The organism is Nonomuraea thailandensis (assembly GCF_024172165.1).
Classification (GTDB): domain Bacteria; phylum Actinomycetota; class Actinomycetes; order Streptosporangiales; family Streptosporangiaceae; genus Nonomuraea; species Nonomuraea thailandensis.
Map to the genome: position 1 here is coordinate 12370292 of NZ_JAMZEB010000002.1, position 25735 is coordinate 12396026.

The window sequence follows — 25735 nt, forward strand, 5'->3', positions numbered from 1 at the left end:
GGGGCGAGTGATGCCCGACGACGGTGACGTTCTGGCCATCGAGCGCCTGTCCGCCGGCATCCGGCTGAGGAGGTCGACGGTCGAGGCCGTCAAGGCCGTCGACCTGCGCCTGCGCCGGGGCGAGACGCTCGGCCTGGTGGGCGAGTCGGGCAGCGGGAAGTCGATGACCGGCCTTTCGATCATGGGCCTGCTCCCGCCCGGCGGGCAGATCACCGAGGGATCGATCAAACTCGACGGACGGGAGCTGGCCGGCCTGCCCGAACGCGACTACCAGCGCGTCCGCGGCAACGAGATCGCCATGGTCTTCCAGGATCCGATGACCTCGCTCAACCCCACCAAGACCATCGGTGAGCAGGTCGCCGAGCCGGTCAGGCTGCACCGCGGCGCGAGCCCGAGGCAGGCGCGTGAGCGGGCGCTGGAGATGCTGGCGCTGGTCGGGATCGCCCGTCCGGCCGAGAGGTACGGCGACTACCCGCACCAGCTCTCGGGCGGGCTCCGGCAGCGGGTGATGATCGCCATGGCCCTGTCCTGCGAGCCCAAGGTGCTGATCGCCGACGAGCCGACGACGGCGCTCGACGTGACCGTCCAGGCCCAGGTGCTGCGGCTGCTGCACGATCTGAAGGACCGCCTCGGGATGGCCATGCTGCTGATCACCCACGACATGGGGGTGATCGCGCGCTGGGCCGACCGGGTCAGCGTCATGTACGCCGGCGGCATCGTCGAGAGCGCCAGGACCGGCGACCTCTTCACGGGGATGCGGCACCCGTACACGCAGGCGCTGCTGGCCTGCACGCCCCGGCTGACCCAGCAGCGCGAGCACACCCTGTACTCCATCCCCGGCCTCCCGCCCGACCTGGCCGACCCGCCGGCGGGCTGCCGGTTCGCCGCCCGCTGCGCGCACGCCTCCGACCGGTGCGCGGTCGAGGCGCCGCCGCCGGCCGACGCGCGCCCCGGGCATCTGCTCGCCTGCTGGCACCCGGTCGAAGGGCCGCTGGCGCCCGTGACCAGCCCCGCTTTGGCTGGGGAGCCGCGCGGTGGGCGGCCCGAGGAGCCGGTGCTGGCCGTGGACGACCTCGTCAAGGAGTACGGCGTGCCGCGCCGCCTCCCGCTGCTCGGCCCCGCGCGCAGCGTCAAGGCCGTGTCCGGCGTGTCGTTCGAGGTCCGGCCCGGCCAGACCTTCGGGCTGGTCGGCGAGAGCGGCTGCGGCAAGAGCACCTTGGCCAAGATGATCGTCGCGCTGGAGCGGCCCTCCTCGGGCAGCGTCACCGCCCTGGGCGGCAAGCTGAACGAGCTGCGCGGGCGGAGCCTGCGCCGGCATCGGCGCAACCTGCAGATGATGTTCCAGGACCCGCTCGACGCGCTGGACCCGCGCATGCGCATCGGCGCCATCCTGCGCGAGCCGTTCGAGGCGCAGGGCATCGGGACCGCCGATGAGCAACTGGAGGCCATCAGGGAGCTGCTCGACGAGGTGGGGCTGCCGCACAGCGTGCTGGAACGCCATCCGCACGAGTTCTCCGGCGGCCAGCGGCAGCGCATCGCGCTGGCCCGGGCGCTGGCGCTCAACCCGCGGGTGATCGTGGCGGACGAGCCGGTGAGCGCGCTGGACGTGTCGATCCGGTCGCAGGTGCTCAACCTGATGAAGCGGCTGCAGGCCAAGCACGATCTCACCTACGTCGTGATCTCTCATGATCTGACTGTGGTGCGGTACCTGGCGGACACCGTCGGGGTGATGTACCTGGGCAAGCTCGTCGAGGTCGGGTCGGCGGACGACATCTATCTCCGTCCCGCGCACCCGTACACCGCGAGCCTGATCGCCGCCATCCCGGTGCCGGATCCCGCCGCGGGCGAGGCCGGCGACCCGATGGACATCGGCTCGGAGCTGCCCAGCCCGCTCGACCCGCCGTCGGGATGCCGCTTCCGTACCCGCTGCCCGCGGGCGCGGGCACGGTGTGGCGAGGAGGAACCGGCGCTGCTCGGGTTCGATCCGGGGCACTCGGCGGCGTGCCACTTCCCGCTCAGGGAGCCGCAGGCCACGCCGGCTTCCTGACCTGAGGCAGGCACACCGGCGTGGCCGGCGTGAAGGCTCGGAGCGGCACCTGAGCTTCCGTTGACAGCAGCGAGGCCGCGCGTCGGCCGGGCATGACCCGCGCGGGAGAGGGAACGTCCAGAGCCATGCCATTGTGCCTGGTCACAGGGGCGACCGGCTACATCGGCGGGCGGCTGGTCCCGGAGCTGCTGTCCGCCGGTCACGACGTTCGCTGCATGGTGCGCTCGGCCGGGAAGTTGCGCGACCTGCCCTGGGCCGCGCGCACGGAGGTCGCCGAGGCCGACGCCACCGACCTGGAGCGGACGCGCCGGGCGCTGGCCGGGGTGGACGTCGCGTACTACCTGATCCACACGATGGGCGCGAGCGGCCGGTTCGCCGAGCGGGACCGTCTGGCGGCGCGCGTGTTCGCGGCGGCGGCGGCCGAGGCGGGGGTTCGGCGGATCGTCTATCTGGGCGGCCCCGCCGGGGACGAGCGGCTCTCGCCGCATCTGCGGTCGCGGGCCGAGGTGGGGGAGATCTTCCTGCGCGGAGCCGTGCCGGCGGTGGTGCTGCGCGCCGCGGTGATCATCGGGTCGGGGTCGGCCTCGTTCGAGATGCTGCGCCACCTGACCGAGCGGTTGCCGGTCATGACGACGCCGCGCTGGGTGCGCAGCCGTACCCAGCCCATCGCGGTGCGGGACGTGCTGCGCTACCTGGTCGCCTGGGCACAGGTGCCGGGAACGGTGAACCGGGGGTTCGACATCGGCGGCCCGGATGTCCTGACCTATGCCGACATGATGCAGGGCTACGCCGCCGTGGCCGGGCTGCCGCCCCGGGTGATCATCCCGGTGCCGCTGCTCAGCCCCCGGCTGTCGAGTCTGTGGGTGGGGCTGGTCACGCCGGTCCCGGCGAGCATCGCGCGCCCGCTGGTGGAGTCGCTGCGCAACGAGGCGGTGTGCGGCGAGCACGACATCGCACGCCACGTGCCCGACCCTGAGGGCGGGCTGATCGGCTTCCGCCGGGCCGTGGGCCTGGCGCTCAAGAAGATCAAGGAGGCCGACGTCGCGACCCGGTGGTCCTCGGCGTCCACACCGGGCGCGCCGAGCGATCCGCTGCCCACCGACCCCGACTGGGCGGGCGGCAGCCTCTTCGTGGACGACCGGCGCCTGGCCGTACCCGCGAGCCCGCAGGCGCTGTGGCAGGTCATCGAGAGCATCGGCGGCCGCAACGGCTGGTACTCCCTGCCGGTCGCCTGGCAGCTACGCGGGCTGGCCGACCGGCTCGTCGGCGGCGTGGGCCTGCGGCGCGGCCGGCGCGATCCGGCCCGGCTGCGGGTGGGCGACTCGATCGACTTCTGGCGGGTGGAGGAGGTGGTCCCGGGCGAGTTGCTGCGGCTGCGGGCCGAGATGCGGCTGCCCGGTCTGGCCTGGCTGGAGCTCGGTGTCACCCGCTCCGGCGGCCGTACGATCTACACGCAGCGGGCGATCTTCCACCCGCACGGGCTGCTCGGCCACCTGTACTGGTGGGCGATCGCACCCTTCCACGGCCTGATCTTCGGCCGGATGCCGGTCAACGTGGCCGCGGCGGCCCGGCGACAGGAGCGCTCCCCGTCGTGACGTGGCCGGGCGCTCGCTCATGGGCGCTGGAGCCACCGGGCCGGCCGCGGGCTCAGCCGAGGTTCACGCGGGTCAGGGAGTTGACGCGCGTCGCCATGATGCTCACGTTGAAGATCGAGATGTTCGAGGTCGTGGTCGCGTTGCACGACAACCGCACGAGCCCGGAGGTGCTCACGGTGCGCGCCGTGACCGCTGCCAGGCTGGCGAGCTGACCGTTGGGGCCCAGCGAGGCGACCGTGCGGCTGTTGTTGGTGCTGCTCTCGCTGATGATCAGCAGCGTGCAGGCCAGGCCGGATGCCACGGCCGTGTTGTTGCGGCCCGTGAGCGTGGCCTCGGCGGTCCAGTTCCCGGCCGGGACGGTGAAGTCGAAGAAGATGTTCGCGGCGCCCGTCGCCGTCCGGGTGGCGAACGTGTCGACGATGATCACTTCGGGAGGCACAGCGGCGGACGCCGGGACCGCCAAGCCGATGCCGGCGAGCGTGGCCACGGCCGCGACCCAGATCGCTCGCCGTCCGCGTACCTTCTTGAGAATCGCAGCAGACATGCCGCATCACTCCTCGCATCCGGGGCGGCGCTCTGCCGCCCGACGACGCTCCGATCGTGTCGCGCGGCGTTGCGCAACCGTCGCCCCCGCATCCGCGCCGGCACCGGGCCCGCGCATGCCCGGCGGCAGGCGAGCCGGATCACCGGGTGCTTCCGCGGCGAGGGACGGCGCGCCTCGACGCCGACCCTTGCCGGAGCCCGAAGGAGGTGGGAATCCTGGTGACGGCCCGGGTCGTCGATCGAGCCGCGCCGTTCGGCTCGCACTCTCGCAAGGGCAAGCTCTGAACCCTATCGGGACCTGTGGGAATGCCCGAGAATGTCCGCCATGGGCTCCTCGTTGATCTATCCAGTCTGCCCCTCGCCATCGGCATCGTCATGCTCGGCCTGGGCCTCAGCCTTACCCTGGACGACTTCCGGCGGGTGGGCCGGTATCCGAAGGCGGCCGTGGTCGCGTTGCTGTGCCAGATCGTGCTGCTGCCGGCGATCTGCTTCGGCCTCCCGGTGGCGCAACCGGGGGCGTTCAGCGGCACTGTCACCGCTGGTCTCTGCGCCTGGGGGACACCGTGCGCTGTGGGACGCGAACTCCATCCTGCGGAGCCATGATGGGCTGATCGTGTGGGGCGGCGGCCGTGCTCGGTGAGCGCTCGTACGCCCCATCACGCGTCGTAAATACACGGCACCGCCTGACATGCGAACCGCGCGGAGAGTGGCACGAACCGCCAGACAGCGGAACAGCGGGTGATTCTTCCCGGGGTTCAGGCGGGCTCGGAGTCGAGTGGCGGGGTGCCTGCCCAGCCCGGTAGCGGCTCGCATCTTCCTCTCCACTGCGGTGGGAGGTGATTGCTCTCGGAAGCTGCGACGATGCCGCCGACGATGGCGCACGTGGTGTCGACATCACCGCCGGCCGCCGCCGTGGTCCACATGGCCGCCTCGAAGTCATGGCGTTCACGGGCTGCCACCCACAGGGTGAACGGGACCGTGTCGTGCGCGGTGACCTGCCGCCCGTTGCCGAGCATCCGGGCGGCCAGCGTGGGGTCGCTGATGGTGAGGAGCTGCCGAGCCTCGGCGATGCCGTCGCGGACCGCGCTCGCGGGAACGTATTCGCTGATGCGATCGAGGAAACGCCCGGCGGACAGGCCGGGGTCGCCGACGGCGACGGCTGTGGCCACTGCGACGGCCACGGCGCCGGCCACCGCTTCGGGATGAGTGTGGGTGACCTGCGCTGACAGGGTGGCCTGATGGACGACTTCGGCCAGGTCGCCGGCGAACCAGGCGCCGAGTGGCGCCACCCGCATCGCGGCACCGTTGCCCCACGAGCCCTTGCCGTCGAAGAGCCCCGCGGAGAGCGCCCGCCAGTCGCCTCCTTCACGGACCAGCCGGAGCATCCGGTTCGTCGCAGGGCCGTACCCGCGGTCGAAGTCATGACGGGTGGCGAAACTCGTCGCGAGTTCGTCTTGGTCGATGGTGCCGTGATCGGCCAGGACGCGGTAGACGAAACACGCCATTTCGGTGTCATCCGTCCACTGCCACGGAGCTGGTGGAAGAAGGCGAGAGGAGAGGGTGTGACGATTGGCCGGAACGAAGAATTGGGAACCGAAGGCGTCGCCGAGAGCCAAGCCGTGGAGAGAGGCTGTGGCCCGCGCAGGGAGATGAGCTGACATCGCTCTCATTGTGAAGTACGTCGGCTGTTCGCCGGCGTACTTCACGTTCGCTGATTTCGGGACGTCACGGAGCCGTGGGCATGCGTCGTTTCCTCACGCCCACGACAGGGGGCATCGCGTGAGGCCGGCAGCTCGCCGCTGCGCGTGCCTCGGAAGAGGTGGCCGCAGGGGTTCTTGTCGTGCGAGGCGGCCAGGATGGGCCCGCAGGATGGTGGCGAGTGCGTGCGGGATGGAGACGTGGCGGGCGTGCGGCCACCGAACGTAACGTGGCGGCAGGCAAAAGCCGATGCTCCAGCGGAGAGTCTCGTCGCGCCGGGAGAGGCTCGCTCAGTTCATGACGGTTGTCATGGCGAGGCGCTCCCTGCCGCCTTCTCATCACGGCCGTGAACGGGAGCATTCGTGAAGGCAGGTCGCTCATGAGCTCCGGCAACCAGGGGCTTCGCCGAACGCTGGTGGTGTACGCCTTCGCGCTGGCGTGCGTGTCGACCCTGGTGGTGGGCATCGTGCTGGTGACGCGGGATGAGACTCTGACGGCCGGCTCGGTCCTTTCCGCGATCGGTCTCAATCTCATCGCGAGCGTGGTGTTCGCCGCGATTTTCACGCTGCTGAGCACCCGGGTGCAGGAACGCAGTCTGGAACAGGCGCTCGGCGAGCAGCTGCAGGACTTCTCCGCCCGGTTCAATTCCGAGCTCGCCAGGGCGAACGAGAGTTTCCTGCCCACCGACGTCTATCCGCCTCTCGACCCGGTCGAGGGCTACGGGGACAAGTTCAACGTGGACATGACCCGCAGCCTCGGGAGGACGGATTTCTACGCCTTCCGAGGGCCCAGTGCTCGCTATGTCGCGGCGCGCCTCAGAGAGAGCCAGCGTATCCCGCAGCAGGTGAAGGTGGCCATGTTGCGGCCCGGCGACCGCAGGTCCATCGCGAGGAGAGCGAGCGACAGAAGGTTCTGGGCCCGTTCGCGCGGCAAGACTCCGGAGACGCTGGAGGCCGAGGTCTACGACGAATTGGTGATGTCCGTGATCTCCCTCTTCGATTATCGGCACATCTGCCCGGTGGACCTGCTGTACACCGAGGACACCGCCGTCTACCGGTTCGAGATGTTCGACGACGCCGTCTACGTGTCGTGGTTTCACGGCCCCCAGTCGAGCGGACGGGAGATGCCGGAGTCGATGCGATTCTCGGCGAACTCGTTCCACTACAAGACGCTGCGACTGGATCTGATCAGGCGGTTCGAGATCTCGACGAACAAGGTGACCTTCGACGCGAGCCAGGATGACGAGTTCCTGATGAGTCATCTGACCGAGCTGATCGGGAAGCAGGTGATCGCCGAGGACCTGTCCCGCTGGCGTCAACGCTACAACGCGTACGTGGGGGACTTCGTCGGATACCTGCGGGGAGTCGGTGGCCAGGCATGACGGAGGCCGGGCGGCTACGGCTCGGACTTCTTGGCCTGGCCGGGTGGCGTGTGCGTGTCCTCGTCGTTCTCCGCTCGCTGCTCCTTGGCCACCTGTCCCGGGGGTTCTCGGGTCTGTCCCGGCGGGGTGTGCTGGGAGGTCGTCTCCGGATCCGGTGACTCTGGTGTCTCTTCGGCCTTGGAGGGGCTGGACGTTGCCGGCGCCGGGCGGTGCGAGGTGGTCGGTGCGGCGGCCACCGGGGTCGGTCCGGCCGGTGTGGTGCGGAGGACGGCGGGCCGGGTGGAGCGCTGAGGGCTGGGGGTGACTGTCGGGCGGTGGTCGCTGTGCCCGCGGGCCGGGGTGGTCGTCGGGGCGGTGGTGACGCGGCGCGGGCGTGCGGCGCTCGTCGTGGGGGAGGCGGTGAGATGGACGCGGGTGGCGTCGGCGGGGAGCGGGGCGGCGGCGTGGTTCTCGGGGGTGGGCAGCTCGTCGAGGGTGGGGGAGCTGGACGGGATGCCGGCCAGCAGGGCGGCGAGGGCGAGGTTGAGCAGCCCGGCCAGGACGGTGGAGATGCGTAACGCCTGTCCCCGGCGGGGTGGTTGCGTGGTGGGGCGGTCCGGCCGGGTCATCGTGGTCTGAGAGTCGCTGCTGCGGCCATGGGAGGGGTCCTCCAGAGGGGTGCGGCGGGGCGGCCTTTTCGATCTAGACACGGATGCTGACGGCGGTCAAGAGCCGGGGTTTCGCCGTGCGTGGCCTCTGGCTCGATTCGATCAGATGATCTCCAAGTGGTGGATCCACGCATCCTCAAGCGTTCGATCACATAAACGCCGCGCGTATACTCTCAGGGTATAGTCGATCGGCATGAGTCAGATGATCGACCACCATGGCCAGGCCAAGCCCCGGGAGCTGCGCAAACCCTGGCGGCGGGGCAGGCTGGCCGCTGTCGCCGGGCTCGTGGCCGCCATGGTCGCCACCGGCCTGGGCCAGGCGGAGCCCGCCTCCGCCGCCCGCGAGCTGTCCCTGCCCAAGCCCACCGGCTCGCAGCCGGTCGGGACGACGTCCCTGCACCTCAAGGACACCTCGCGCCCCGACCCCTGGGTTCCCGGCGTCAAGGCCCGCGAGCTCATGGTCTCGCTGTGGTACCCCGCCAAGGCGCCGGGCCGCCACCGGGCGCGGTACATGACACCCAAGGAGTCCGAGCTGCTCCTCGCGGACGGCGACATCACCAGTGTCCCGGCCGACACGCTGAGCAAGGTACGCACCCACGCCTTCACCGACGCCCGCCCCGCAGGAGGCGCGCGCAGCCTGCCCCTCATCGTGCTCTCCCCGGGGCACAGCAAGCCCAGATCCGAGCTCACGGCCCTGGCCGAGGAGCTGGCGAGCCGGGGGTACGTGGTGGCCGCCATCGATCACACCTACGAGAACGTCGCCCAGACCTTCCCCGACGGCAGGGTCACGACCTGCGTCACCTGTGAGATGAAGAAGGACCTGACCGTGTGGTGGAAGCTGGAGCGGGGCCGGGCCGCCGACGTCTCCTTCGTGCTCGACGAGCTGACCGGCGCGCACCCGAAGTGGAAGCACGCACGGCTGATCGACACCTCCAGGATCGCCATGTCCGGCCAGTCCGCCGGCGGCGCGAGCACGCTCGCGGCCATGGCCGCCGACTCCCGGATCCGTGCCGGCATCGACGTGGACGGCACCGTCGAGACCCCGCTTCCCGACGCCGGGCTGTCCCGGCCGTTTCTCCTGCTGGGCAAGCCGGCCACGTACACGCCGGGCCGGCCCGGCACCGGCGCCAACTGGGAGGGCGTCTGGGCGGGGCTGCACGGCTGGAAACGCTGGCTGCTCGTGACCGGGGCCGCGCACACGTCCTTCACCGACCTCGGCGTGCTGGTCGACCAGCTCGGCATCGAGGACGGCGCCGACATCCCCGGCGCCCGCGCCATGGCGATCACCCGCAAGTACGTCACGGCCTTCTTCGACCGGCACCTGCGCAAGAAGCCGCGGCCCTTGCTCGACAAGCCGTCGGCGAGGTACCCGGAGGTCGAGTTCTGCGTCCCGGAGAAGAAGACCTGCGCATAGCGGCTCGGTCCATGCGCGGGCATGTCCCACGGGTGCGGCACAGGCGCCGCCCTACTCGATGGTGATGCCTCCCACCAGCGCGTCCTTCCGCAGCGCGGCAGCCGTGGCGCCGGGGTCCAGCACTTCGGCCGCCAGGTGGACGCCGGCCGGTACGGAGCCGGACAGCACCGCGCGGGCGGCCAGCGCCATCACCACCCCGCTCAGCGCGTAGGAGTCCACGGCAGTGAGCAGCACCCTCGTGGGCCCGGGCGGGGCGCCAGGGCGGGGACGCGCGGTGAAGAGCATGACGTAGAAGGCGCCGAAGTCGGCGTTGTCCCGCAGGGAGGCGCGCACCACCGTCTCGGCGTGTGGCGCCAGTGTCTCGGGACGGGTGTCCGGCGTCTCGGCCCAGGCCGAGGCGAGGGCCTCGGGGAGGCGGTTGGAGGCGAAGACGTTGTAGGAGCGCACTTCGCCGGCCCCGGTGCCGGCGGCCAGGGTCTGTGCCTCGGTGGTGAGGTACGGCCAGGCGTGCACGGGCACCGGGAAGCCCGGCAGCCGCACCTGGTGCAGCGGGGCCAGCGTGCCGGGGGCCACCCGGCCGTCGCGCCAGGCCGCCATGGGCTCGCCGAACCGCGGCCCCCTGGTCAGCAACGCGTCCACCGCGGACAGCGGGGTGAAGACGGCGGCTCCGCCCACGTACACGTCGAGGCGGCGCAGCGGTCGTCCCTCGGCCAGCAGCCGGGGCAGCAGGCCGGAGAGGCCCGGCATGACCCCGGCGGAGAACACCGCGGTCCGGCCACCGGCGACGCCTTCGCCGGTGAGCGCGTCCTTGGCGGCCAGCTCGCCGCCGATGTCGACGTAGTCGGCGCCGGCGGCGAAGGCGGCGCGGGCGACCGTGTCGAGCACCTGGTACGTGGGCCCCGCGCAGCTGACCACGATCCGGCAGCCTTCGCAGAAGGCGGCCAGCTCGGCGGGGTCGTTCAGGTCCGCCTTGACCGCGTGGGCGGGAGCGGGAAGCGAGGCCGCGAGGTCCGCGGCCGCCGTCAGGTTCCTGCCGCCGAGGCGCAGCGGCCCGAGGCCGTAGGCGGCGATGCGCTGCGCGGCCGTGCGGCCGACCGCGCCGGTGGCGCCCAGGATTCCGATCACCGCTGGTCACCGAGGCGGGAGCGGACGATGGCGGCCACCCCGGCCACCGTGGGGTCGGCCAGGAACTCGCGTACGGGCACGGACACGCCGGCCTCCTTGGCGAGCCGCACGACCGCCCGTACGGCGAGCAGGGAGTCCCCGCCGAGGCGGAAGAAGTCGGCGGCCCGGTCGAGCACCGGCACCTCCAGGAGCTCCTCGAACACGTCGGCGACGGCCTGCTCCGGATCGTCGGCCGGCGGCCCTTCCCGGTGGCGGACGGCCGGCTCGGGCAGCAGGCCGAGCCGCGGAACGGTCGCCGAGCCGGGCTCCGCGTCCGGGGGCAGCCCGGGCACCCGGTCCCAGCCGCTCCCCTCGGCGAGGGCGTCGACCAGCGCCACGAACTCGGCGAACGCGGCCGTCACCTGATCGGTCTCGAACAGCTCCTCGACCAGGGAGAAGACCGCCACCATCTCCGGGCCCAGCTCGAAGCAGCGGATTTCGATCGCCACCTGTGGCGTGCGGAGCTGGTGGAAGTAGTCGGAGGCGACCACCCGGCCCAGCGGCCCCGCGTCTTCCGGCGGCCCGCCGCCCATGGCCGCGTCCACCCCGAGCACGCTCTGGAACACGACCGGCCCGACCGGCCGCCAGCTCCCGCGGCGGCGGGCCACCTCGCGCCCGACCTCGACCCCGGTGATCAGGTTGTGGGCGGCGTGCTCGCCGGACGTCGCCTGCGCGGCGGTGGCGAGCCCGGCGAACGTGGCCGTGGGGTCCAGGTCGAGGGGGAGCAGCATGGTCGCGGCGAAGGCGCCCACCACGCGCTGCACCTCGGGGTGGATCGGCAGGCGGTTGAGCTGGAGCGAGTTCAGCAACATCCGGCGGTGCCCGGCCCAGCGGGCCAGCACCACGCCGAACGCCGTCAGCATGGCGGTGGACGGGGTCACGCCCCGGTCGGTGCACTGCCGCCGCAGCGCCGCCCAGCGTTCTGCGCTCCAGCGGTGTTCCCGGTTGCCCATGGTGACCGGGCGCACCTCCTGCGGGTCGGCGGCCAGCGGCAGCGCCGGCGGTCCCGGCAGCGTGTCGAGCCGCGACCACCACCAGTCCCGGTCGGCCTGCCAGGCCTCGGTGGCGGGCAGGCCGGCGAGCGAGGTGACGTAGTCGCCGAAGTGGATGTCCAGGGGCGGAAGAGCGGCGTTCCAGTCGGCGACGAAGGTGAGCAGGTCGCGGCTGAGCACGCTGGACGACCAGCCGTCGAAGATCAGCAGGCTGAGTCCGAGGTGCAGCCGTCCCTCGTCCCCGGGCAGGAGCGTGAGCCGGACGTCGATGCCGGGGCCGCTCGTGGGGTCGGGGCCGTTGGTGCTCATCTCCTGCCGTACGTCGCCCAGCGCGGTGGCGACCTCGTCCGGGCTCGCCTCTCGCAGGTCGTACACCCGGACCCGGGGCACCGCGCCGGGCGCGCCGGCGGGCAGGACGTGCTGGCGGCCGTCGGAGGTGACCCGGGCGCGCAGCGTGGGCTGGTGCGCGGCGAGCCGTTCGACCGCGTCCGCCAGGGCGTCGGCGGCCTCGTCGCCGTCCACCCCGGTCAGCGCGTAGTCGAGGTAGTAGTGGGCCGAGTCGTAGGACAGCTCCCAGCCGTCCTGCTGGCCGACGAAGTAGCCCTGCTGGAGGGGGAGCAGGGGGAACTCGGCGTGCGGGTCGGGGCGCGGCGTGACGGTGAGCGGCAGCGCCCTGGTCGCGGGCGCGTCGCCGGAGGTGTGCCGTCGTACGAGCTCGGCCAGGTCGCCCAGCGTGGTCTCGACCCGCACGTCGGACAGGGCGAGCGCGACGCCGAGCCGCTTGCGGACCAGCGCCGACATGCGGACCGCCAGCACCGAGTCCCCGCCCAGGCGCAGGAACCCGACGTCGTGCGGGATCTCGCCGGGCTGCAGGCCGAGCAGCTCCGACCAGATCTCGGCCAGCTCCTTCATGCGTGTACTCCCATCATCGGGTGAACGGTCGGGTGATCAGCGGGTGGCCACGAGCAGGCGCTGCGACAGCGCGGTCAGCGGGTCGCCGGGACGCGGCAGGTCCACCTCGATCCGCAGCCCGCTGCCTTCCAGCGCGCTCAGCCATTCCTCCCGGCACAGGTAGGTGCGGGTGCTGCCGGCCCGGCCGTCGAGCCGCCGCGGCGGCCCGTCCTGCGTGGACAGGGCGAACGGCATCGTGGTGAGCGACTGCGGATGTTCGCGGACGGTCTCGATGAGCAGCACCCGCCCGCCGGGCGCCAGCGACGCGGCGACCTGGCCGAGCAGGCGGCCGGCGTGCGGGGCGTTGTGCGCCATGGTCGCCGCGACGACCAGGTCCAGCTCGCCCGGCCGGCGCGGCAGGTCGTGGGCGATGTCGAGCAGGGCGTAGCGCAGGAAGCCGGCGTCGAAGCGGCGGCGCGCGGTGTCGAGGAAGAACGGAGACAGGTCGGTGAACAGGTAGAACTCGACCGGCCTGCCTGTCAGCACCGGCAGCAGGTCCGCGGTGGTGGCGCCGATGCCGGCGCCCAGCTCCAGGATCCGCAGCGGCCGGACGGCTCGCTCGGCCAGATCCGTGAGCACCTCGGCCGCGGCGGCGTTGAGGTAGCGGCTGATCAGGTTGCCGCGGTAGACGGCCTCGGCGGTGGCGGGCTCGCCGTCGGGGTAGAGCAGCGCCTGCACGCCGACCTCGTCGCGCAGCAGGGACGGCAGCAGCCGCAGCGAGCGCAGCATGAGCTCGCTCAGCTCGGCCGGGTAGCCGAGCGCCAGCCGCGCGGCTTCCACGCGGGTGCGGGCGGCCGCCAGCTCCGCGCGCCGCGGGGCGTGCAGGTCGTGGTAGCGGCCCGCGGCGTTCCTGGAGACCAGGCCGGCCTCGTGGAGCGCGGCGAGCCAGTGGCCGGCGATCCAGCGGTGCCGGGGCGCGGCCCGGAGGTCGCCTGCGATCGCGTCGGCCTCATGCGCCCCGCCGTGGTCGCCTGCGATCGCGTCGGCCTCGCGCGCCGCGCCCCGGCCCAGCCGGGTGCCCCGCTCCAGCCGGGTGCGCCGGTGCAGGTCGGCCGCGAGGCCGAGCAGGATCAGCCGGTCCAGGTCGTGGACGGCTCCCGCCGCGGCGCTCGGGTCGGCGCCTGCGAGGGCGGCCTGCCCGGCGGTGTCGGCACGGTCGTTCAAGGGCGGCATGAGGCGAGATCGTACGAAATAACGGTAATCATTTTCAAGATCTGGACAAACCGGCCAAGTTGTGTAGCAATGAAAACCGTTTCCATTGCCGCCGCTTGTGGAAGGGGTCACCCTTGGGTTCCGCCACCGTCGAAGAAGTGCTCGCCTGCCTGGCCGACGTACTGGAACTCCGGCCCTCCGACCTGGACCCCGACGCCCCGCTCACCACCCTGGGTCTGGAGTCCTTCACCGCCGTCCGCCTGCGCCGGCGCCTGCTGGAGGAGTCCGGGCTCGGATTCCCGCTGACGGCCTTCCTCGGGTCGGCGACCGCGCGGACGGTCGCCGCCGGGATCGTCCCCGACGAGCCCGCCGGGGACGGTGAGTCCTTCCCGCTGACCCCGATCCAGACCGCCTACCTGGTCGGCCGGGATCCCGCGTTCCCGCTCGGGGGAGTGGCGACCTTCTACTACTTCGAGTACGACCGCGTGCCGCAGGGCTCTCAGGAGGCGGACCTCGACCGTCTGGAGACCGCGTGGAACCGGCTCGTCCGGCGGCATCCGATGCTGCGCATGGTCGTGGGCGCCGATGCCCGGCAGACGGTTCTCGACCAGGTGCCGGGCTACGCCATCACCCGTACCGACCTGCGTGGTGAAAGTCCGGAACGGGCCGGGCAGGCGCTGGAGTCGTTGCGCGCGGAGTGCTCGCACCAGGTGCTGCCCACCGACCGCTGGCCGCTGTTCGACCTGCGTGCGGCGTTGCTGCCGGACGGCCGTACCCGGCTGTTCGTCGGCGTGGACGTGCTGGCCCTGGACCTCATGAGCTGGATGCGGTTGATGAGGGAGTGGGGCCGGTACACGGCCGATCCCGGCCTGGAGCTGCCCGCGCCGCCCCTCGGGTTCGCCGATCTCGTACGGCGCCGGCTGGAGGATCCGGCCGAGCTGCGGCGCCGCGAGCAGGCCTCCGCCTACTGGGCCCGCCGCGCACCCGGCCTGCCGGACGGCCCCGGCTTGCCCTGGACCCGCGGTCCGGCCGAGTTCAGCGGCCACCGCCTCGTCCGGCACGCCGCCGAGTTGCCCGCCGAGGAGTGGGCGCAGCTGCGCAAGCAGGGCGCGGCGCACGGGCTGAGCCCCACCGGCCTGCTGCTGGCCGCCTTCGGCCTGGTGCTGCAGCGCTGGGGCGCCCGCGACCCCTTCTGCCTCAACACCACCCTCTTCGACCGCGACGACCTCGCCCTCGGCGACGACACCCCGGGCCTGGACAGCATCGTCGGCGACTTCACCAGCACCGTCCTGGTGGAGGTCCCCGTCGCCGACCCCGGCCGCTGGTACGGCTTCGCCGGCTACGCCGCGGCCGTCAACCGCCAATTCTGGACCGATCTCGACCACCGGGCCGTCTCCGGGATGGAGGCGCTGCGCGCCGCGATCGAGTCCGGGGAGCGCCCCCGGGTGACCGACCCGGCCACCGGTCTGCCCCTGCCCACCCACACCGTGGTCTTCACCAGCGGCGTCGGCCTGGCAGGCCCGGGCGAGCCACCTGCCGCCTGGCTCGGCACCGAGGTCTTCGGCGTCTCGCAGACGCCCCAGGTGATGCTGGACCACATCGTCTGGGACGAGGACGGCAGGCTCCGCATCGCGTGGGACGCCGTGGACGGCGCGCTGCCGGCCGGTTTCGTCGACGGCATGCTGGCCGCGCACGTCCGGTTGCTGCGGCGGCTGGCCACCGAGCCGGAGCTGTGGACCGACCCCGCGCTCGGCTGGGACCCGTCGTTCCTCGCCGACGAGGACGTGGCGGGCGGGGCGTTCGGCGGGGCCGGTCCACTCCTGGACGAGCCGCTGCGCGCCGCCGCCAGGCGGGCCCCCTCCGCGCCCGCCCTGCTCGACCTGACCCGCGAGGTGACGGCGCGGGACCTCGCCGGGCGAGCCCTGCGTACCGGCCGCGCGCTGGCCGCGCTCGGCGTCGGACCGGGCGACCTGGTGGCGGTCGTGGCGGACAAGGGCATCGCCCAGGTCACGGCCCTGCTCGGCGTTCTGGCCAGTGGAGCCGGGTACGTGCCCGTCGAGCCCTCCTGGCCCGCCGGCCGGGTGGCCTCCCTGAGCGAGCAGGCGTCGATCCGGACGGCGCTGCTGGCGCCGGAGGCCGACGACACGGCCTGGCCGGAACACGTCGGCGCGCACCGGCTCGACGCCGACGGCGTGCTGCGGCGAGCGGACTCCGCGCAGCCGCGACGGCCGGCGCCGGACGATCTCGCCTACGCGATCTTCACCTCCGGCTCGACCGGGCGGCCCAAGGGCGTGGCCGTCGAGCATCGTGCGGCCCGCACCACCCTCGACGACCTGGACGATCGATTCCCGCTCGGCCCGGACGACCGGGTGCTCGCCCTGTCGGCGTACAGCTTCGACCTGTCGGTCTACGACATCTTCTCGGTGCTCGGCTCGGGAGGCGCCGTCGTGGTGCCCGAGGCTCACCGCCAGCGCGACCCGGGCCACTGGCTGGAGCTGATGGCCCGCCACCGGGTCACCGTGTGGAACACCGCTCCCGCCCTGCTGGAGATGCTGGTGGAGTACGCCGAGCTGGAGCCGGAGGCGGTCCGCGAGGCGCTGTCCACGCTGCGGCTGGTGTTCCTGTCGGCCGACTGGATCCCGGTGACGCTGCCCGACCGGCTGCGGGCGCTCGCGCCCGGCGCCGAGGTGGTCAGCCTGGGCGGGGCGACCGAGGCGTCGATCTGGTCGATCTGCCACCCCATCGGGCAGGTCGATCCGTCCTGGCCGAGCATCCCGTACGGCAGGGCGCTGGGCGGCCAGTCCTTCCACATCCTCGACGAGCACGGCCGTCCCTGCCCGGTGGGTGAGCCCGGCGAGCTGCACATCGGCGGCGACGGGCTGGCCCGCGGCTACGTCGGTGATCCCGGGCAGACGGCCGAGAGGTTCATCACGCACCCGATCCTGCGCCGCCGCCTCTACCGCACCGGCGACCTCGGCCGCTGGCGGTACGACGGGACGATCGAGTTCCTCGGCCGGCTGGACCGGCAGGTCAAGATCCGGGGCCACCGGATCGAGCTGGGCGAGATCGAGGCCACGCTCGACCGGCATCCCGCCGTACGTCAGGCCGTGGCCCGCGCCGTGCCCGGGCCCGACGAACGGCCCAGGCTGGTCTGCTACGTGGTGCCCGCCGACCCCGCGGCGCCGCCGTCGGACGACGAGCTGGCCGAGGCCCTTCGGGCGAGCCTGCCCGGCTTCATGGTGCCCAACCGGTTTCTGCTCATGGACAGCCTGCCGATCACCGGCAACGGAAAGATCGACTACAAGGCGCTCGCCAGCCCCTACCGGCCATCCGGGAGCCCGGCCGAGGACGAGGCTCCCGCGCCGGAGGCCGCGCTCCACGAGCAGGCGCCTCCCACGACCGCGCCCGAGGCGAAGGCGATCAGCACCACGGTCACCCGCGGGCTGCGACTCAGCCTCACCGTGTCGCCCGACGGGGTGATGGAGCTCGTCGTCGAGGGCGGCACCGACGGGCCGCTCACCCATGAAATCGCCACCACGCTGGCACCCGCCACGCCGCTGCCGTCCGCCGCGACGCTGCCGTCCGTCACGCCCGGCGCCGACCCGCAGCCCGCGCCCCACGCGGAACCGCCGTCTCCCGCCCCGGCCGCCTCGCAGGCGGGTCCCGATCCGCAGGTGGAGCGGGCCGTGGCCAGGGTTTTCAGCGAGCTGCTCAAGACGCCGGTCGACGTGAGCACGCCCTTCTTCCGGCTGGGAGCCTCATCCCTGACCATGGTGCTCGCCCACCGCGCCCTCCGAGCCGAGCTCGACGAGGAACTGACGGTGGTGGACATGTTCGCCCGGCCAACGGTCAGGGAGCTCGCCACCTTCATCACCACCCGAAAGGAGGCGTCCCGCGACGCCACCCCGCCACCGAGGCAGAGCCCGCCGCCGGCATCCGGGCCCGCCTCCGACCAGCCCGCCTCCGACCAGCCCGCCTCCGACCAGCCCGCCTCCGACCAGCCCGCCCCTGATCACGCCGCCGCCCGGCGGGCGGCTCGGGCGCGTGCGGCGGAGCTCGCCGGATGAGCGCCGCGCAGGATCGGATCGCCGTCGTCGGCCTGGCCTGCCGCTTCCCCGGCGCGCCTGACGCCGACGCCTACTGGGAGTTGCTGCGGGACGGCCGCGAAGGGCTGACCAGGTTCACCGACGGCGAGCTGGCCGCCAGGGGCGTGCCGGGCAGGCTACGGGCACACCCGGGCTTCGTCCCGGTGGGCGGGCTCATCGAGGGACAGGAGGAGCTCGACCCCGAGCCGTTCGGGTTCAGCGACGCCGAGGCCGCCCTGCTCGACCCCCAGCACCGCCTGTTCCTCGAATGCGCCTGGCACGCGCTGGAACACGCCGGTCACGGCGGCGGGCGCGGCGCGGGCGCGGTCGGTGTCTTCGCGGGCGCCATGCAGAGCGCCTACCTGGCGAGCAACCTCGCCGGCCGGTGGAACCCGACAGGCGCGGGGCGGGACCCGCTCGGCAGCCTGCAGACGGCGATCTCCACCCAGGCCGACTACCTGCCGCTGCAGACCGCCTACCGGCTGAACCTGACCGGGCCCGCGGTGGCGGTGGCGTCGAGCTGCTCGACCTCGCTGGTCGCCGTGCACCTGGCCGCGCAGTCGCTGCTGTCCGGCGAGTGCGACACCGCGCTCGCGGGCGGGGTGTCGCTGATCGTGCCGCAGGGCCAGGGGTACGTGCACGTCGCCGGCGGCGTGTACGCGGCGGACGGGACGGTCAGGCCGTTCAGCGCGGACGGCACCGGCATCGTCTACACGCAGGGCGTGGGCGTGGTGGTGCTGCGCCGCCTGGCCGACGCGCTGGCCGGCGGCGACCCGGTGCTCGCCGTGCTGCACGGCTCGGCGGTGAACAACGACGGAGCCGACAAGGCCGGGTTCACCGCGCCGTCCATGCGCGGCCAGGCCCGGGCGGTGGCCGAAGCGCTCGCGGTGGCCGGCGCGTCACCGCACGAGATCGGGCTCATCGAGGCGCACGGCACCGCCACCGCGCTCGGCGATCCCATCGAGGTGGCCGCGCTGCGGCGGGTGTTCGGCGACACCGGGCCGGCGTGGTGCGGGCTCGGCTCGGTGAAGGGCAACATCGGCCACGCCAACTCGGCCGCCGGCATCGCCTCGTTCATCAAGGCGGTCCTGGCGGTGCGGCACCGGGTGCTGCCCGCGTCGCTGCACGCCCATCCGCTCAACCCGCTGCTCGGCCTGGAGGGCTCGCCGTTCGAGGTCGTCGCCGGGACCAGGGACTGGGACACGCCTGCCCTGGCCGGGGTCAGCTCGTTCGGCATCGGTGGCACCAACTGCCATGCGGTGCTCGGGCCGGCACCGCGCCGGCCGCCCGTGCCCGCCGACCGGCGGCCCCAGCTGCTGGCCGTCTCGGCCGCCACCCCTGAGGCCGCGGTCGCGACCGCCCGCGCCGTAGCGTCCCGGGCCGGAGCCGACGAGGCCGGGCTCGCCCGCACGCTGGCCACAGGGCGTGCCGAGCTGGCCTACCGGGTGGCGGGCGTGGGCCGGGCCGGCCTGGCGGCGGCGACCCCCGTCAAGGCCGCCGCCCCGCGCCTGGTGCTCGCCTTTCCTGGCGCGGGGAGCGCGTATCCCGGGATGGGCGGTGGGCTCTACCGGGACGAACCGGTCTTCGCCCGGGCCGTGGACGAGTGCGCGGAGCGGCTGCTCCCGCTGCTCGGCGCCGACGTCCGCGACGCCCTGGATCCGGCGATCCCCGAGGCCCGCGTCCGTGACGCCGGATTCGGGCTGCCGGCGGTCTTCGCCGTGTCGTACGGGGTGGCACGGCTGCTGGCGTCGTGGGGCATCGTGCCCGACGCCCTCGTCGGGCACAGCCTGGGCGAGTGCACGGCCGCGGCCGTGAGCGGCGCGCTGCCGCTCCCCGAAGCCGCCAGGCTGGTCGCCGCCCGGTGCGCCGCCGCGGCCAGAGCCGCCGGCGGCGGATCGATGCTCGCGGTGCCGCTCGGCGAGGAAGCGGTGGGCGAGCTGCTGGCACATCACCCCGATCTCGACATCGCCGCCGTCAACGCCCCGGCCGCGTGCGTGGTGTCCGGGCCCGCGGCGGCCATCGACCGGCTGGCGGACGAACTGCGCGGACGTCGGATCACGGGCACGAGGCTGCGGGTGAACGCCGCGATGCACTCCCGCCTGATGGAGCCGGAGCTGCCCGGCCTGGGCGCGGCACTGGCCGGGCTGACGGGCGGCGCGCCCGACGTGCCCGTGTTCAGCACGGTCACCGGCGCCTCGATCGGCGCCGAGCTGGCGGACGCCGGTCACTGGACGCGGCAGTTGCGCGAGCCCGTACGGTTCGCGCGTGCCTTGCGGGCAGCAGCCGGCCCGGAGGGCGAGACCCTGCTCGTGGAGGCCGGGCCGGGAAGCGCCCTGTCCGCTCTCGCCCGCAGGAACGCCCTGCCCGGCCTGCGGTCGGTCGTGACCACGTTGCTGCCGGACGAGCCGGAGACGGCGGGCCTGCGGCAGGCCGCCGGAACGTTGTGGGCCCATGGCAGGCCGGTGGACTTGGCCGCGTTGCCCGCGGCCGGCGGGCGGCGGGTGCACGCGCCCGGGTACGCCTTCCAGCGCCGCCGCCTGTGGATCGATCCGCCTTCCCCGGACACGCCATCGGAGATCGACGCGGACGAGCCGTTGCAGGTCCCGGTCTGGACCCAGGTCGTCCCCACCGGCTCGGCCCCGGTCCCGGCCGGGCGCTGGGCGGTGATCGGCGCCGGCGCGCTGGCGGACGAGCTGCGTGTCCGCCTCGAATCGCCCGATCCCACGGTTCCCCTGGCCGGGCTGGTCGCGGTCGCGACGGACGCCGAGCCGGGCGGCGGCGCCGTCTCCGCCGCCGTGCTGGCGTTCGGGGAGGTCGCCGCCGTGGCGGCGGAGCAGCCCGGGCAGCCGTGCCTGCTTCTGGTCACCCGGTACGGCGAGCAGGTGGGCGGCGATCCACCGCCCGATCCGGCGCAGGCGGCCGTCCGCGTGCTGCCACGGGTGCTGGGCCAGGAGCAGCCCGGCCTGCGGTGGGCCACGCTCGACCTGGGCGCGCCGGCCGATCCCGCCGCCGAGGCGGGCGCCGTGCTGCGCGAGCTCGGCGTCCTCGCGAGCGGAGAAGAAACGGGAACGGAGACCGCCCTGCGCGGCGCGTCCAGATGGCGACGGCGCCTGGCGCCGTGGACCCCGCCCGTCACCGGAGGAGACGCCACGCCGCCCGGCACCGTGCTGATCACCGGCGGGCTCGGGGCCGTCGGGCAGTTGTTCGCACGTCACCTGGCCGCGCGCGGGCATCGCGTGGTCGTCACCTCGCGGACGGCCGATCGCCGGGGTGCCGCGCTCGCCGGGGCCGGTGTGGACGTGCGAGTCTGCGACGCCGCCGATCCCGCCGCGACCGCGGCCCTGATCGGGGAGCTCTCCGCCGGCGGGCCGATCGGGCTCGTCGTCCACGCGGCAGGCGTGGTGGCGGGGGCGAGGCTGGATCCGCTGCGATCGCTCGACGCCGAGCAGGCCACCGAGCACGTACGGGCCAAGGCCGGGGGAGTGCTCGCGCTGCGGGACGCGATCACCGCGCTGCCGGCGGAGCGCCGTCCCCGGACGGTGCTCCTCATGTCCTCGCTCACCACGCTGGTCGGAGGCGTCGGCATGGGGCCCTACGCGGCCGCCAACGCCGCGATGGACGCGCTCGGCCTCGCCGCACCCGGCCCCACCCGGTGGATCAGCGCGGTCTGGGACGGCTGGCGGGTGGCCGAGGACGGCGCCGAGGCCACCGTCGTCCTCACCGGCGCGCTCGACGCCCCCACCGGCACCAGGGCGCTGGACCGGCTGCTGGCCGCAGGCGAGTCCGGCATCCTGCCGCCGGTCGTGTCGGTCGCCGCGACCGGCCTCGACCCGCGCATCGCCGAGGCGGGCAGGCCCAGGACGATCGCGGGGACCGGCCGCGACGTGGCGCGCCTGTCCCCGTCCGAGCGGGTGGTGGCGGAGCTGTGGTCGGAGCTGTTCGGCGTCCCGGTGACCGATCCCGACGCCGACTTCTTCGCGCTCGGCGGCCACTCCTTGCTGGGCGTGCGGATGCTGGCCGCGCTCGGCGAGCGCTTCGGCGCGCGGCCGGGAATGCGGGACCTGCTGGCCGCGCCCACCGTGGCGGGGATCGCCAAGCTGGTCGGATCGGCGGGCACCGGGCCGGACCCGGAGGTCACGCTGGAGGAGGACGTCCTCGACGGTGACGGCACCTTCGCGATGACCCGGGTCCAGCACGCCTACTGGATCGGGCGCAACGGCGGCTACCAGTGGGGAGACCTGCCCTGCCACTTCTCCCTCGAGTACGACTGCCACGGCCTGGACCTCGGCCGTTTCGAGGAGGCGTGGAACCAGGTCGTGGCCCGCCACCCCATGCTGCGCGCCGTGGCCACCCCCGAGGGACGGCTGCGCGTGCTGGACGACCTGCCGCGCTACCGGATCCGGGCGCACGACCTGACCACGCTGACGCGGGAGCGCCGGACGCAACGGCTGGCCGCCCTGCGGGAGAGGCTGTCCACCAGGCCGGGCCCGCCGGACCGCTGGCCGCTGGCGCAGATCCAGGCGGCCCGGCTGCCCGGCGGCCTGATCAGGCTGTTCATCGGGGTGGACGTGCTCATCTGCGACGCCGCGAGCTGGTGGATCATCGAGTCCGAGCTGCACGCCCTCTACACCCGCCCCGGCGTCCCGCTGCCGCCGCTGGATCTGCACCCGGCGGCCTGCTCCGCGGCCCTGGAGCGCCGGGGCGACGACCGCGCCGCGCGCTACTGGCGCGAGCGGCTCGACACGCTTCCCGGCCCGCCCCGCCTGCCGGTCCGCGACCCGGACGGGACGCCTCCCAGGTTCGTACGACGCTCCGCACGGCTGGACCGTGCGGAGTGGGCGGCGTTCCGGCAGGCCGCAGCCCGGCACCGGGTCACTCCGGCGGCGGCGCTGCTGACCGTCTACGCCGACGCCCTGGCCCGCTGGTCAGGATCGGCCGGGTTCTGCGTGACGCTGACCCTCTTCGACCGCCCGGCCATCCACCCGCACGTCAACCGGGTCGTCGGCGACTTCACCTCCCTGCTGCTGCACGAGGTCCCCGCCGAGCCCGCCGCCGTCTTCGCCGACCGGGCCGCGGCCACCCAGGCGAGGATGTTCGCGGACCTCGACCACCGCGGCTTCTTCGCACTGGACGTGCTCGCCGAGCAGGCCGCCAGGACGGGAGAGGTACGGCCGGTCCCCGTGGTGTTCACCAGCGCGCTCGGCATCACCGACATGGTGGACGGCGGCGGCCGGCTGGAGTGGGCGGGCGAGCAGGTGCACGCGCTCTCGCAGACCCCGCAGACCTGGCTCGACCACCAGGTGCTCGAACACGACGGCGAGTTGCGGCTGCAATGGGACGCGCTGGACGGCGTCCTGCCGGGCGACGAGCTGGAGGCGGTGATCGCCGGGCACGCGGCACGGGTGCGCGAGCTGGCCGCGTCGCCCGCCGCCTGGACGACCCTGCCCGAACCCGGGCAGACCGTCGCGGCACGACCGCCCGGCGACGACGTTCCTTCCTCCGGCCACGTCACACCCGCCCCGGCCGAGCCGTGCCCCGTGCGGGGCATCGTCCTGCCGCTGCGCGCCGAGCCGAGCCGCGTGCCGCCGGTGCGCGCCGAGGCGGTCCCCGTGCCGCCGGTGCGCGCCGAGGCGGTCCCCGTGCGGGACATCGTGCTGCCGTTGCGTGCCGAGCCCGGCGGGGCGGCCCGCCCCACCCTGTACCTCGCCCACCCTTCGGGCGGGGACGTGCTGTGCTATGCCGAGCTGTCCCGGCTGCTGGATCCCCGCGTGGACGTGGTGGCGCTCGCCGACCCCGAGCTGGCGGGCGCGTACGGGCCGGGGCCGGAGACCGTCGAGGGCATCGCCGAGCAGTACGTGCGCGCGATCGACGCCTCCGGGGGCCCGGGGGAGGGCCCCTGGCTGCTGGGCGGCTGGTCGATGGGCGGCACCGTGGCCCAGGAGATGGCCCGGCAGCTGCACGCCGGGGGCCGGCCCGCCGCGCTGCTGGCGCTGCTCGACTCCAACGACCCCGCGCTCATCCGCGAGGTTCCCGGCAGCGACGCCGCCGAGGTCGAATGGCAGGTGACGGTCCGGCACCTGCACGCCCTGGAGGCGTACCTCGGCATCGACCTGAGCGTCGGTGACGTGCCGGAGGAGCGGCGGATGGCCGCGGCCGCCGACCGGCTGCGCGAGCACCGGTTGCTCGGCCGCGGCGAGGACCTGGCGGGGCGGGTGGCCGTGTTCGCCAGGCACCTGCGGGCGCTGGCCGCCCATACCCCGCGGCGGCTGGCCGACCGGGGCACGGTCACGCTGCTGATCCGGGCGGAGCGGCCCTCACCTCGCAACTCAGGCATCGGCATGGGCGTCGACGACACTCCGCCGGGCCGGCCCGACCTCGGCTGGGGACGCCACCTGGCCGGGCCCGTCGAGGCCACCGGCGTCGACGCCCACCACTACGGCCTGCTGCACCCTCCGGTGCTGCCCGCCGTGGCCCGGCTGATCAACGCCGCGCTCGACAGGGCGCTGGCGCGACTTCGAGAAAGGTAACCATGCACACGCAGCTCCGCCGCCGGTCAGCGGCGGTCGTCACCGCGGTCGCCCTCCTGGCGGGCTGTTCCACGACCACGTCCGGCCCGGCACCGGCCGCCACAGGCACAGGCACAGGCACCGTGCGCTACGCCGCGCCCGGCTCGCCCTCCAACGCCGTCACCGACCCGCACGGCCTGCTGCCCGGCGAGAGCGACGTGGTCAGGATGGCCCTGACCTACGACGTCCTCACCGTTCCCGGCGCCGACGGCGGCACCAAGCCGCGCCTGGCGACCGAGTGGCGGCCCGACGCCACCCTGACCAAGTGGCGCATCACCCTCCGCGGCGACGCCACCTTCTCCGACGGCCGCCCGGTCAGGGCGGCCGACGCGCTGTTCTCGCTGCGCCGGATGGGCAAGAAGGCGGCGGAGAACTTCGGCCGCATGGCCATGTTCGACCTCGACGCCTCCACGACCATCGACGACACCACGTTCGAGCTGGTGACCAGGAAGCCCTACGCCGAGGTCGGCAAGGCGCTGGAGGGCGCGACGTTCGTCGTGCCCGAGGGCAGCGACGACTTCGGGAAGCCGGTGCCCGGCTCCGGCCCGTTCCGCCCGACGGACAGGGGCGGCGCCCAGGCGGTGGTGTACGAGCGCAACGACGACTGGTGGGGTCCCGAGCCGCCCGCCAGGATCATCGAGGTGCGTGCCGTGCCCGACCCGCAGGCACGCGCGCAGGCGTTGCTGTCCGGCCAGGTCGACCTGGCCGGGGGAGTGCCCGCCACGCTGGCCAAGCAGCAGGAGGGCAACAGCGCGGTCCGGCTGCTGCGCCGGCCGGGCGCCACCCTGTACCCGCTGGTCATGCGCATGGACACCGAGCCCTTCGACGACCTGCGGGTACGCCAGGCCGTCCGGCTCGCCCTCGACCGGCAGCAGCTCCTGGACACCGTCTTCCTCGGCTACGGCGAGGCCGGCAACGACCTCATCACCCCCAAGGACCCGACCAGCCCGGCGACGCTGGAACAGCGCACCCGCGACCTCGCCCGGGCCAGGAAGCTGATGGCGGAGGCGGGCCTCGCGGACGGCGTCGATCTCACACTGCGCACCACCACCGCCTATCCGGGCATGGACAGCGCGGCCACGCTGATCGCCCGGCAGCTCGCCGAGATCGGGATGCGGGTGAAGGTGGCCGTCGAGCCGGCCGACACCTACTTCTCCGCCGTCTACGCCCGCGAACCCTTCTACATCAGCTACCTGGGCGGCATCCCGTTCCTCGACGTGGTGAGGGTGGCGCTCACGCCCGGCTCCCCGACCAACGAGACGGCGTGGCAGGACCGCGCCTGGTCGGCGGAGCTCGACAAGGCCCTGGCCGAGCCGGACGACACCGAGCGGCACCGGCTCCTGGGCGAGCTGCAGGCCAGGCTCCGCGACCAGGGCGGCTACGCGATCTGGGCGCTCAGCGACCGCCTCGACCTGGCCAGGGCCGGGGTGAGCGGCGTGCCCGAGGGGATCGGCTTCGCCTCGGCGTTCATCGACCAGGTGAGCCTGGACGGCTGAGGTG

The 25735-nt window shown here is 73.8% G+C and carries 14 protein-coding genes; 8 read left to right on the top strand and 6 right to left on the bottom strand.

Translation table 11 applies throughout. From position 1 onward, the window contains the following. Positions 1-10: 10 nt before the first annotated feature. Positions 11-2047, top strand: coding sequence for an ABC transporter ATP-binding protein (locus HD597_RS61615; RefSeq protein ID WP_253758576.1), 2037 nt, complete (start codon positions 11-13; stop codon positions 2045-2047). Between the two features lie 125 nt (positions 2048-2172). After that, positions 2173-3642 carry an SDR family oxidoreductase gene (locus HD597_RS61620; RefSeq protein WP_253758578.1) on the top strand — a complete coding sequence of 490 codons (1470 nt, stop codon included), beginning with the start codon at positions 2173-2175 and terminating at the stop codon, positions 3640-3642. 52 nt (positions 3643-3694) lie between these two features. Here the strand turns inward: HD597_RS61620 and HD597_RS61625 are convergent, their stop codons facing one another. Further along, positions 3695-4186, bottom strand: a complete 492-nt coding sequence (locus HD597_RS61625; protein WP_253758579.1) for a hypothetical protein — start codon at positions 4184-4186, stop codon at positions 3695-3697. A gap of 305 nt (positions 4187-4491) precedes the next feature. On the opposite strand from HD597_RS61625, the gene HD597_RS61630 reads away from it, so the two are divergent. Further along, positions 4492-4788, top strand: coding sequence for a hypothetical protein (locus HD597_RS61630; RefSeq protein ID WP_253758582.1), 297 nt, complete (start codon positions 4492-4494; stop codon positions 4786-4788). A gap of 152 nt (positions 4789-4940) precedes the next feature. On the opposite strand, the gene HD597_RS61635 is transcribed toward HD597_RS61630, so the two are convergent. Then, the gene (locus HD597_RS61635; RefSeq protein WP_253759966.1) at positions 4941-5855 is read right to left on the bottom strand and encodes an ADP-ribosylglycohydrolase family protein; all 915 of its coding nucleotides are present in this window, start codon (positions 5853-5855) and stop codon (positions 4941-4943) included. Positions 5856-6262: 407 nt separating this feature from the next. Between HD597_RS61635 and HD597_RS61640 the strand changes: the two genes are divergently transcribed. Continuing rightward, the gene (locus HD597_RS61640; RefSeq protein WP_253758585.1) at positions 6263-7264 is read left to right on the top strand and encodes a hypothetical protein; all 1002 of its coding nucleotides are present in this window, start codon (positions 6263-6265) and stop codon (positions 7262-7264) included. 14 nt (positions 7265-7278) lie between these two features. Here the strand turns inward: HD597_RS61640 and HD597_RS61645 are convergent, their stop codons facing one another. Continuing rightward, positions 7279-7872, bottom strand: coding sequence for a hypothetical protein (locus HD597_RS61645; protein WP_253758587.1), 594 nt, complete (start codon positions 7870-7872; stop codon positions 7279-7281). Positions 7873-8104: 232 nt separating this feature from the next. Here HD597_RS61645 and HD597_RS61650 point away from each other — a divergent pair, with 232 nt between their 5' ends. Continuing rightward, positions 8105-9325 (top strand): alpha/beta hydrolase family protein, encoded by a 1221-nt coding sequence (locus HD597_RS61650; protein ID WP_253758590.1) that lies wholly within the window; start codon positions 8105-8107, stop codon positions 9323-9325. A gap of 51 nt (positions 9326-9376) precedes the next feature. On the opposite strand, the gene HD597_RS61655 is transcribed toward HD597_RS61650, so the two are convergent. Genes HD597_RS61655 through HD597_RS61665 form a run of 3 tightly spaced genes read right to left on the bottom strand, consistent with a single transcriptional unit; the run spans position 9377 to position 13605 of the window. Further along, the gene (locus HD597_RS61655) at positions 9377-10450 is read right to left on the bottom strand and encodes a saccharopine dehydrogenase NADP-binding domain-containing protein (RefSeq protein ID WP_253758592.1); all 1074 of its coding nucleotides are present in this window, start codon (positions 10448-10450) and stop codon (positions 9377-9379) included. Then, a complete protein-coding gene (locus tag HD597_RS61660; RefSeq protein ID WP_253758594.1) occupies positions 10447-12393 on the bottom strand; it encodes a phosphopantetheine-binding protein in 1947 nt (648 codons plus the stop codon). The genes HD597_RS61655 and HD597_RS61660 overlap by 4 nt, the downstream gene beginning before the upstream one ends. Before the next feature lie 36 nt (positions 12394-12429). Next, the gene (locus HD597_RS61665; protein WP_253758596.1) at positions 12430-13605 is read right to left on the bottom strand and encodes a class I SAM-dependent methyltransferase; all 1176 of its coding nucleotides are present in this window, start codon (positions 13603-13605) and stop codon (positions 12430-12432) included. Between the two features lie 113 nt (positions 13606-13718). On the opposite strand from HD597_RS61665, the gene HD597_RS61670 reads away from it, so the two are divergent. The 3 genes from HD597_RS61670 to HD597_RS61680 are packed head-to-tail and all read left to right on the top strand — an operon-like array spanning position 13719 to position 25731. Then, positions 13719-17651, top strand: coding sequence for a non-ribosomal peptide synthetase (locus HD597_RS61670; RefSeq protein WP_253758598.1), 3933 nt, complete (start codon positions 13719-13721; stop codon positions 17649-17651). Beyond that, a complete protein-coding gene (locus tag HD597_RS61675; RefSeq protein WP_253758599.1) occupies positions 17648-24196 on the top strand; it encodes a type I polyketide synthase in 6549 nt (2182 codons plus the stop codon). Before HD597_RS61670 ends, HD597_RS61675 begins: the two co-directional genes overlap by 4 nt. A 2-nt stretch (positions 24197-24198) precedes the next feature. Then, complete coding sequence (locus tag HD597_RS61680; protein ID WP_253758601.1) at positions 24199-25731, top strand: ABC transporter substrate-binding protein; 1533 nt, start codon at positions 24199-24201, stop codon at positions 25729-25731. Positions 25732-25735: the final 4 nt, after the last annotated feature.

Excerpts from the sequence above, each read along its gene's own strand:
- HD597_RS61660 (WP_253758594.1), bottom strand. The coding sequence starts at position 12,393 with ATGAAGGAGCTGGCCGAGATCTGGTCGGAGCTGCTCGGCCTGCAGCCC.
- HD597_RS61665 (WP_253758596.1), bottom strand. The coding sequence starts at position 13,605 with ATGCCGCCCTTGAACGACCGTGCCGACACCGCCGGGCAGGCCGCCCTC.
- HD597_RS61640 (WP_253758585.1), top strand. The coding sequence starts at position 6,263 with ATGAGCTCCGGCAACCAGGGGCTTCGCCGAACGCTGGTGGTGTACGCC.
- HD597_RS61675 (WP_253758599.1), top strand. The coding sequence starts at position 17,648 with ATGAGCGCCGCGCAGGATCGGATCGCCGTCGTCGGCCTGGCCTGCCGC.
- HD597_RS61645 (WP_253758587.1), bottom strand. The coding sequence starts at position 7,872 with ATGACCCGGCCGGACCGCCCCACCACGCAACCACCCCGCCGGGGACAG.
- HD597_RS61680 (WP_253758601.1), top strand. The coding sequence starts at position 24,199 with ATGCACACGCAGCTCCGCCGCCGGTCAGCGGCGGTCGTCACCGCGGTC.
- HD597_RS61620 (WP_253758578.1), top strand. The coding sequence starts at position 2,173 with ATGCCATTGTGCCTGGTCACAGGGGCGACCGGCTACATCGGCGGGCGG.
- HD597_RS61630 (WP_253758582.1), top strand. The coding sequence starts at position 4,492 with ATGCCCGAGAATGTCCGCCATGGGCTCCTCGTTGATCTATCCAGTCTG.
- HD597_RS61615 (WP_253758576.1), top strand. The coding sequence starts at position 11 with ATGCCCGACGACGGTGACGTTCTGGCCATCGAGCGCCTGTCCGCCGGC.
- HD597_RS61635 (WP_253759966.1), bottom strand. The coding sequence starts at position 5,855 with ATGAGAGCGATGTCAGCTCATCTCCCTGCGCGGGCCACAGCCTCTCTC.
- HD597_RS61625 (WP_253758579.1), bottom strand. The coding sequence starts at position 4,186 with ATGTCTGCTGCGATTCTCAAGAAGGTACGCGGACGGCGAGCGATCTGG.
- HD597_RS61650 (WP_253758590.1), top strand. The coding sequence starts at position 8,105 with ATGAGTCAGATGATCGACCACCATGGCCAGGCCAAGCCCCGGGAGCTG.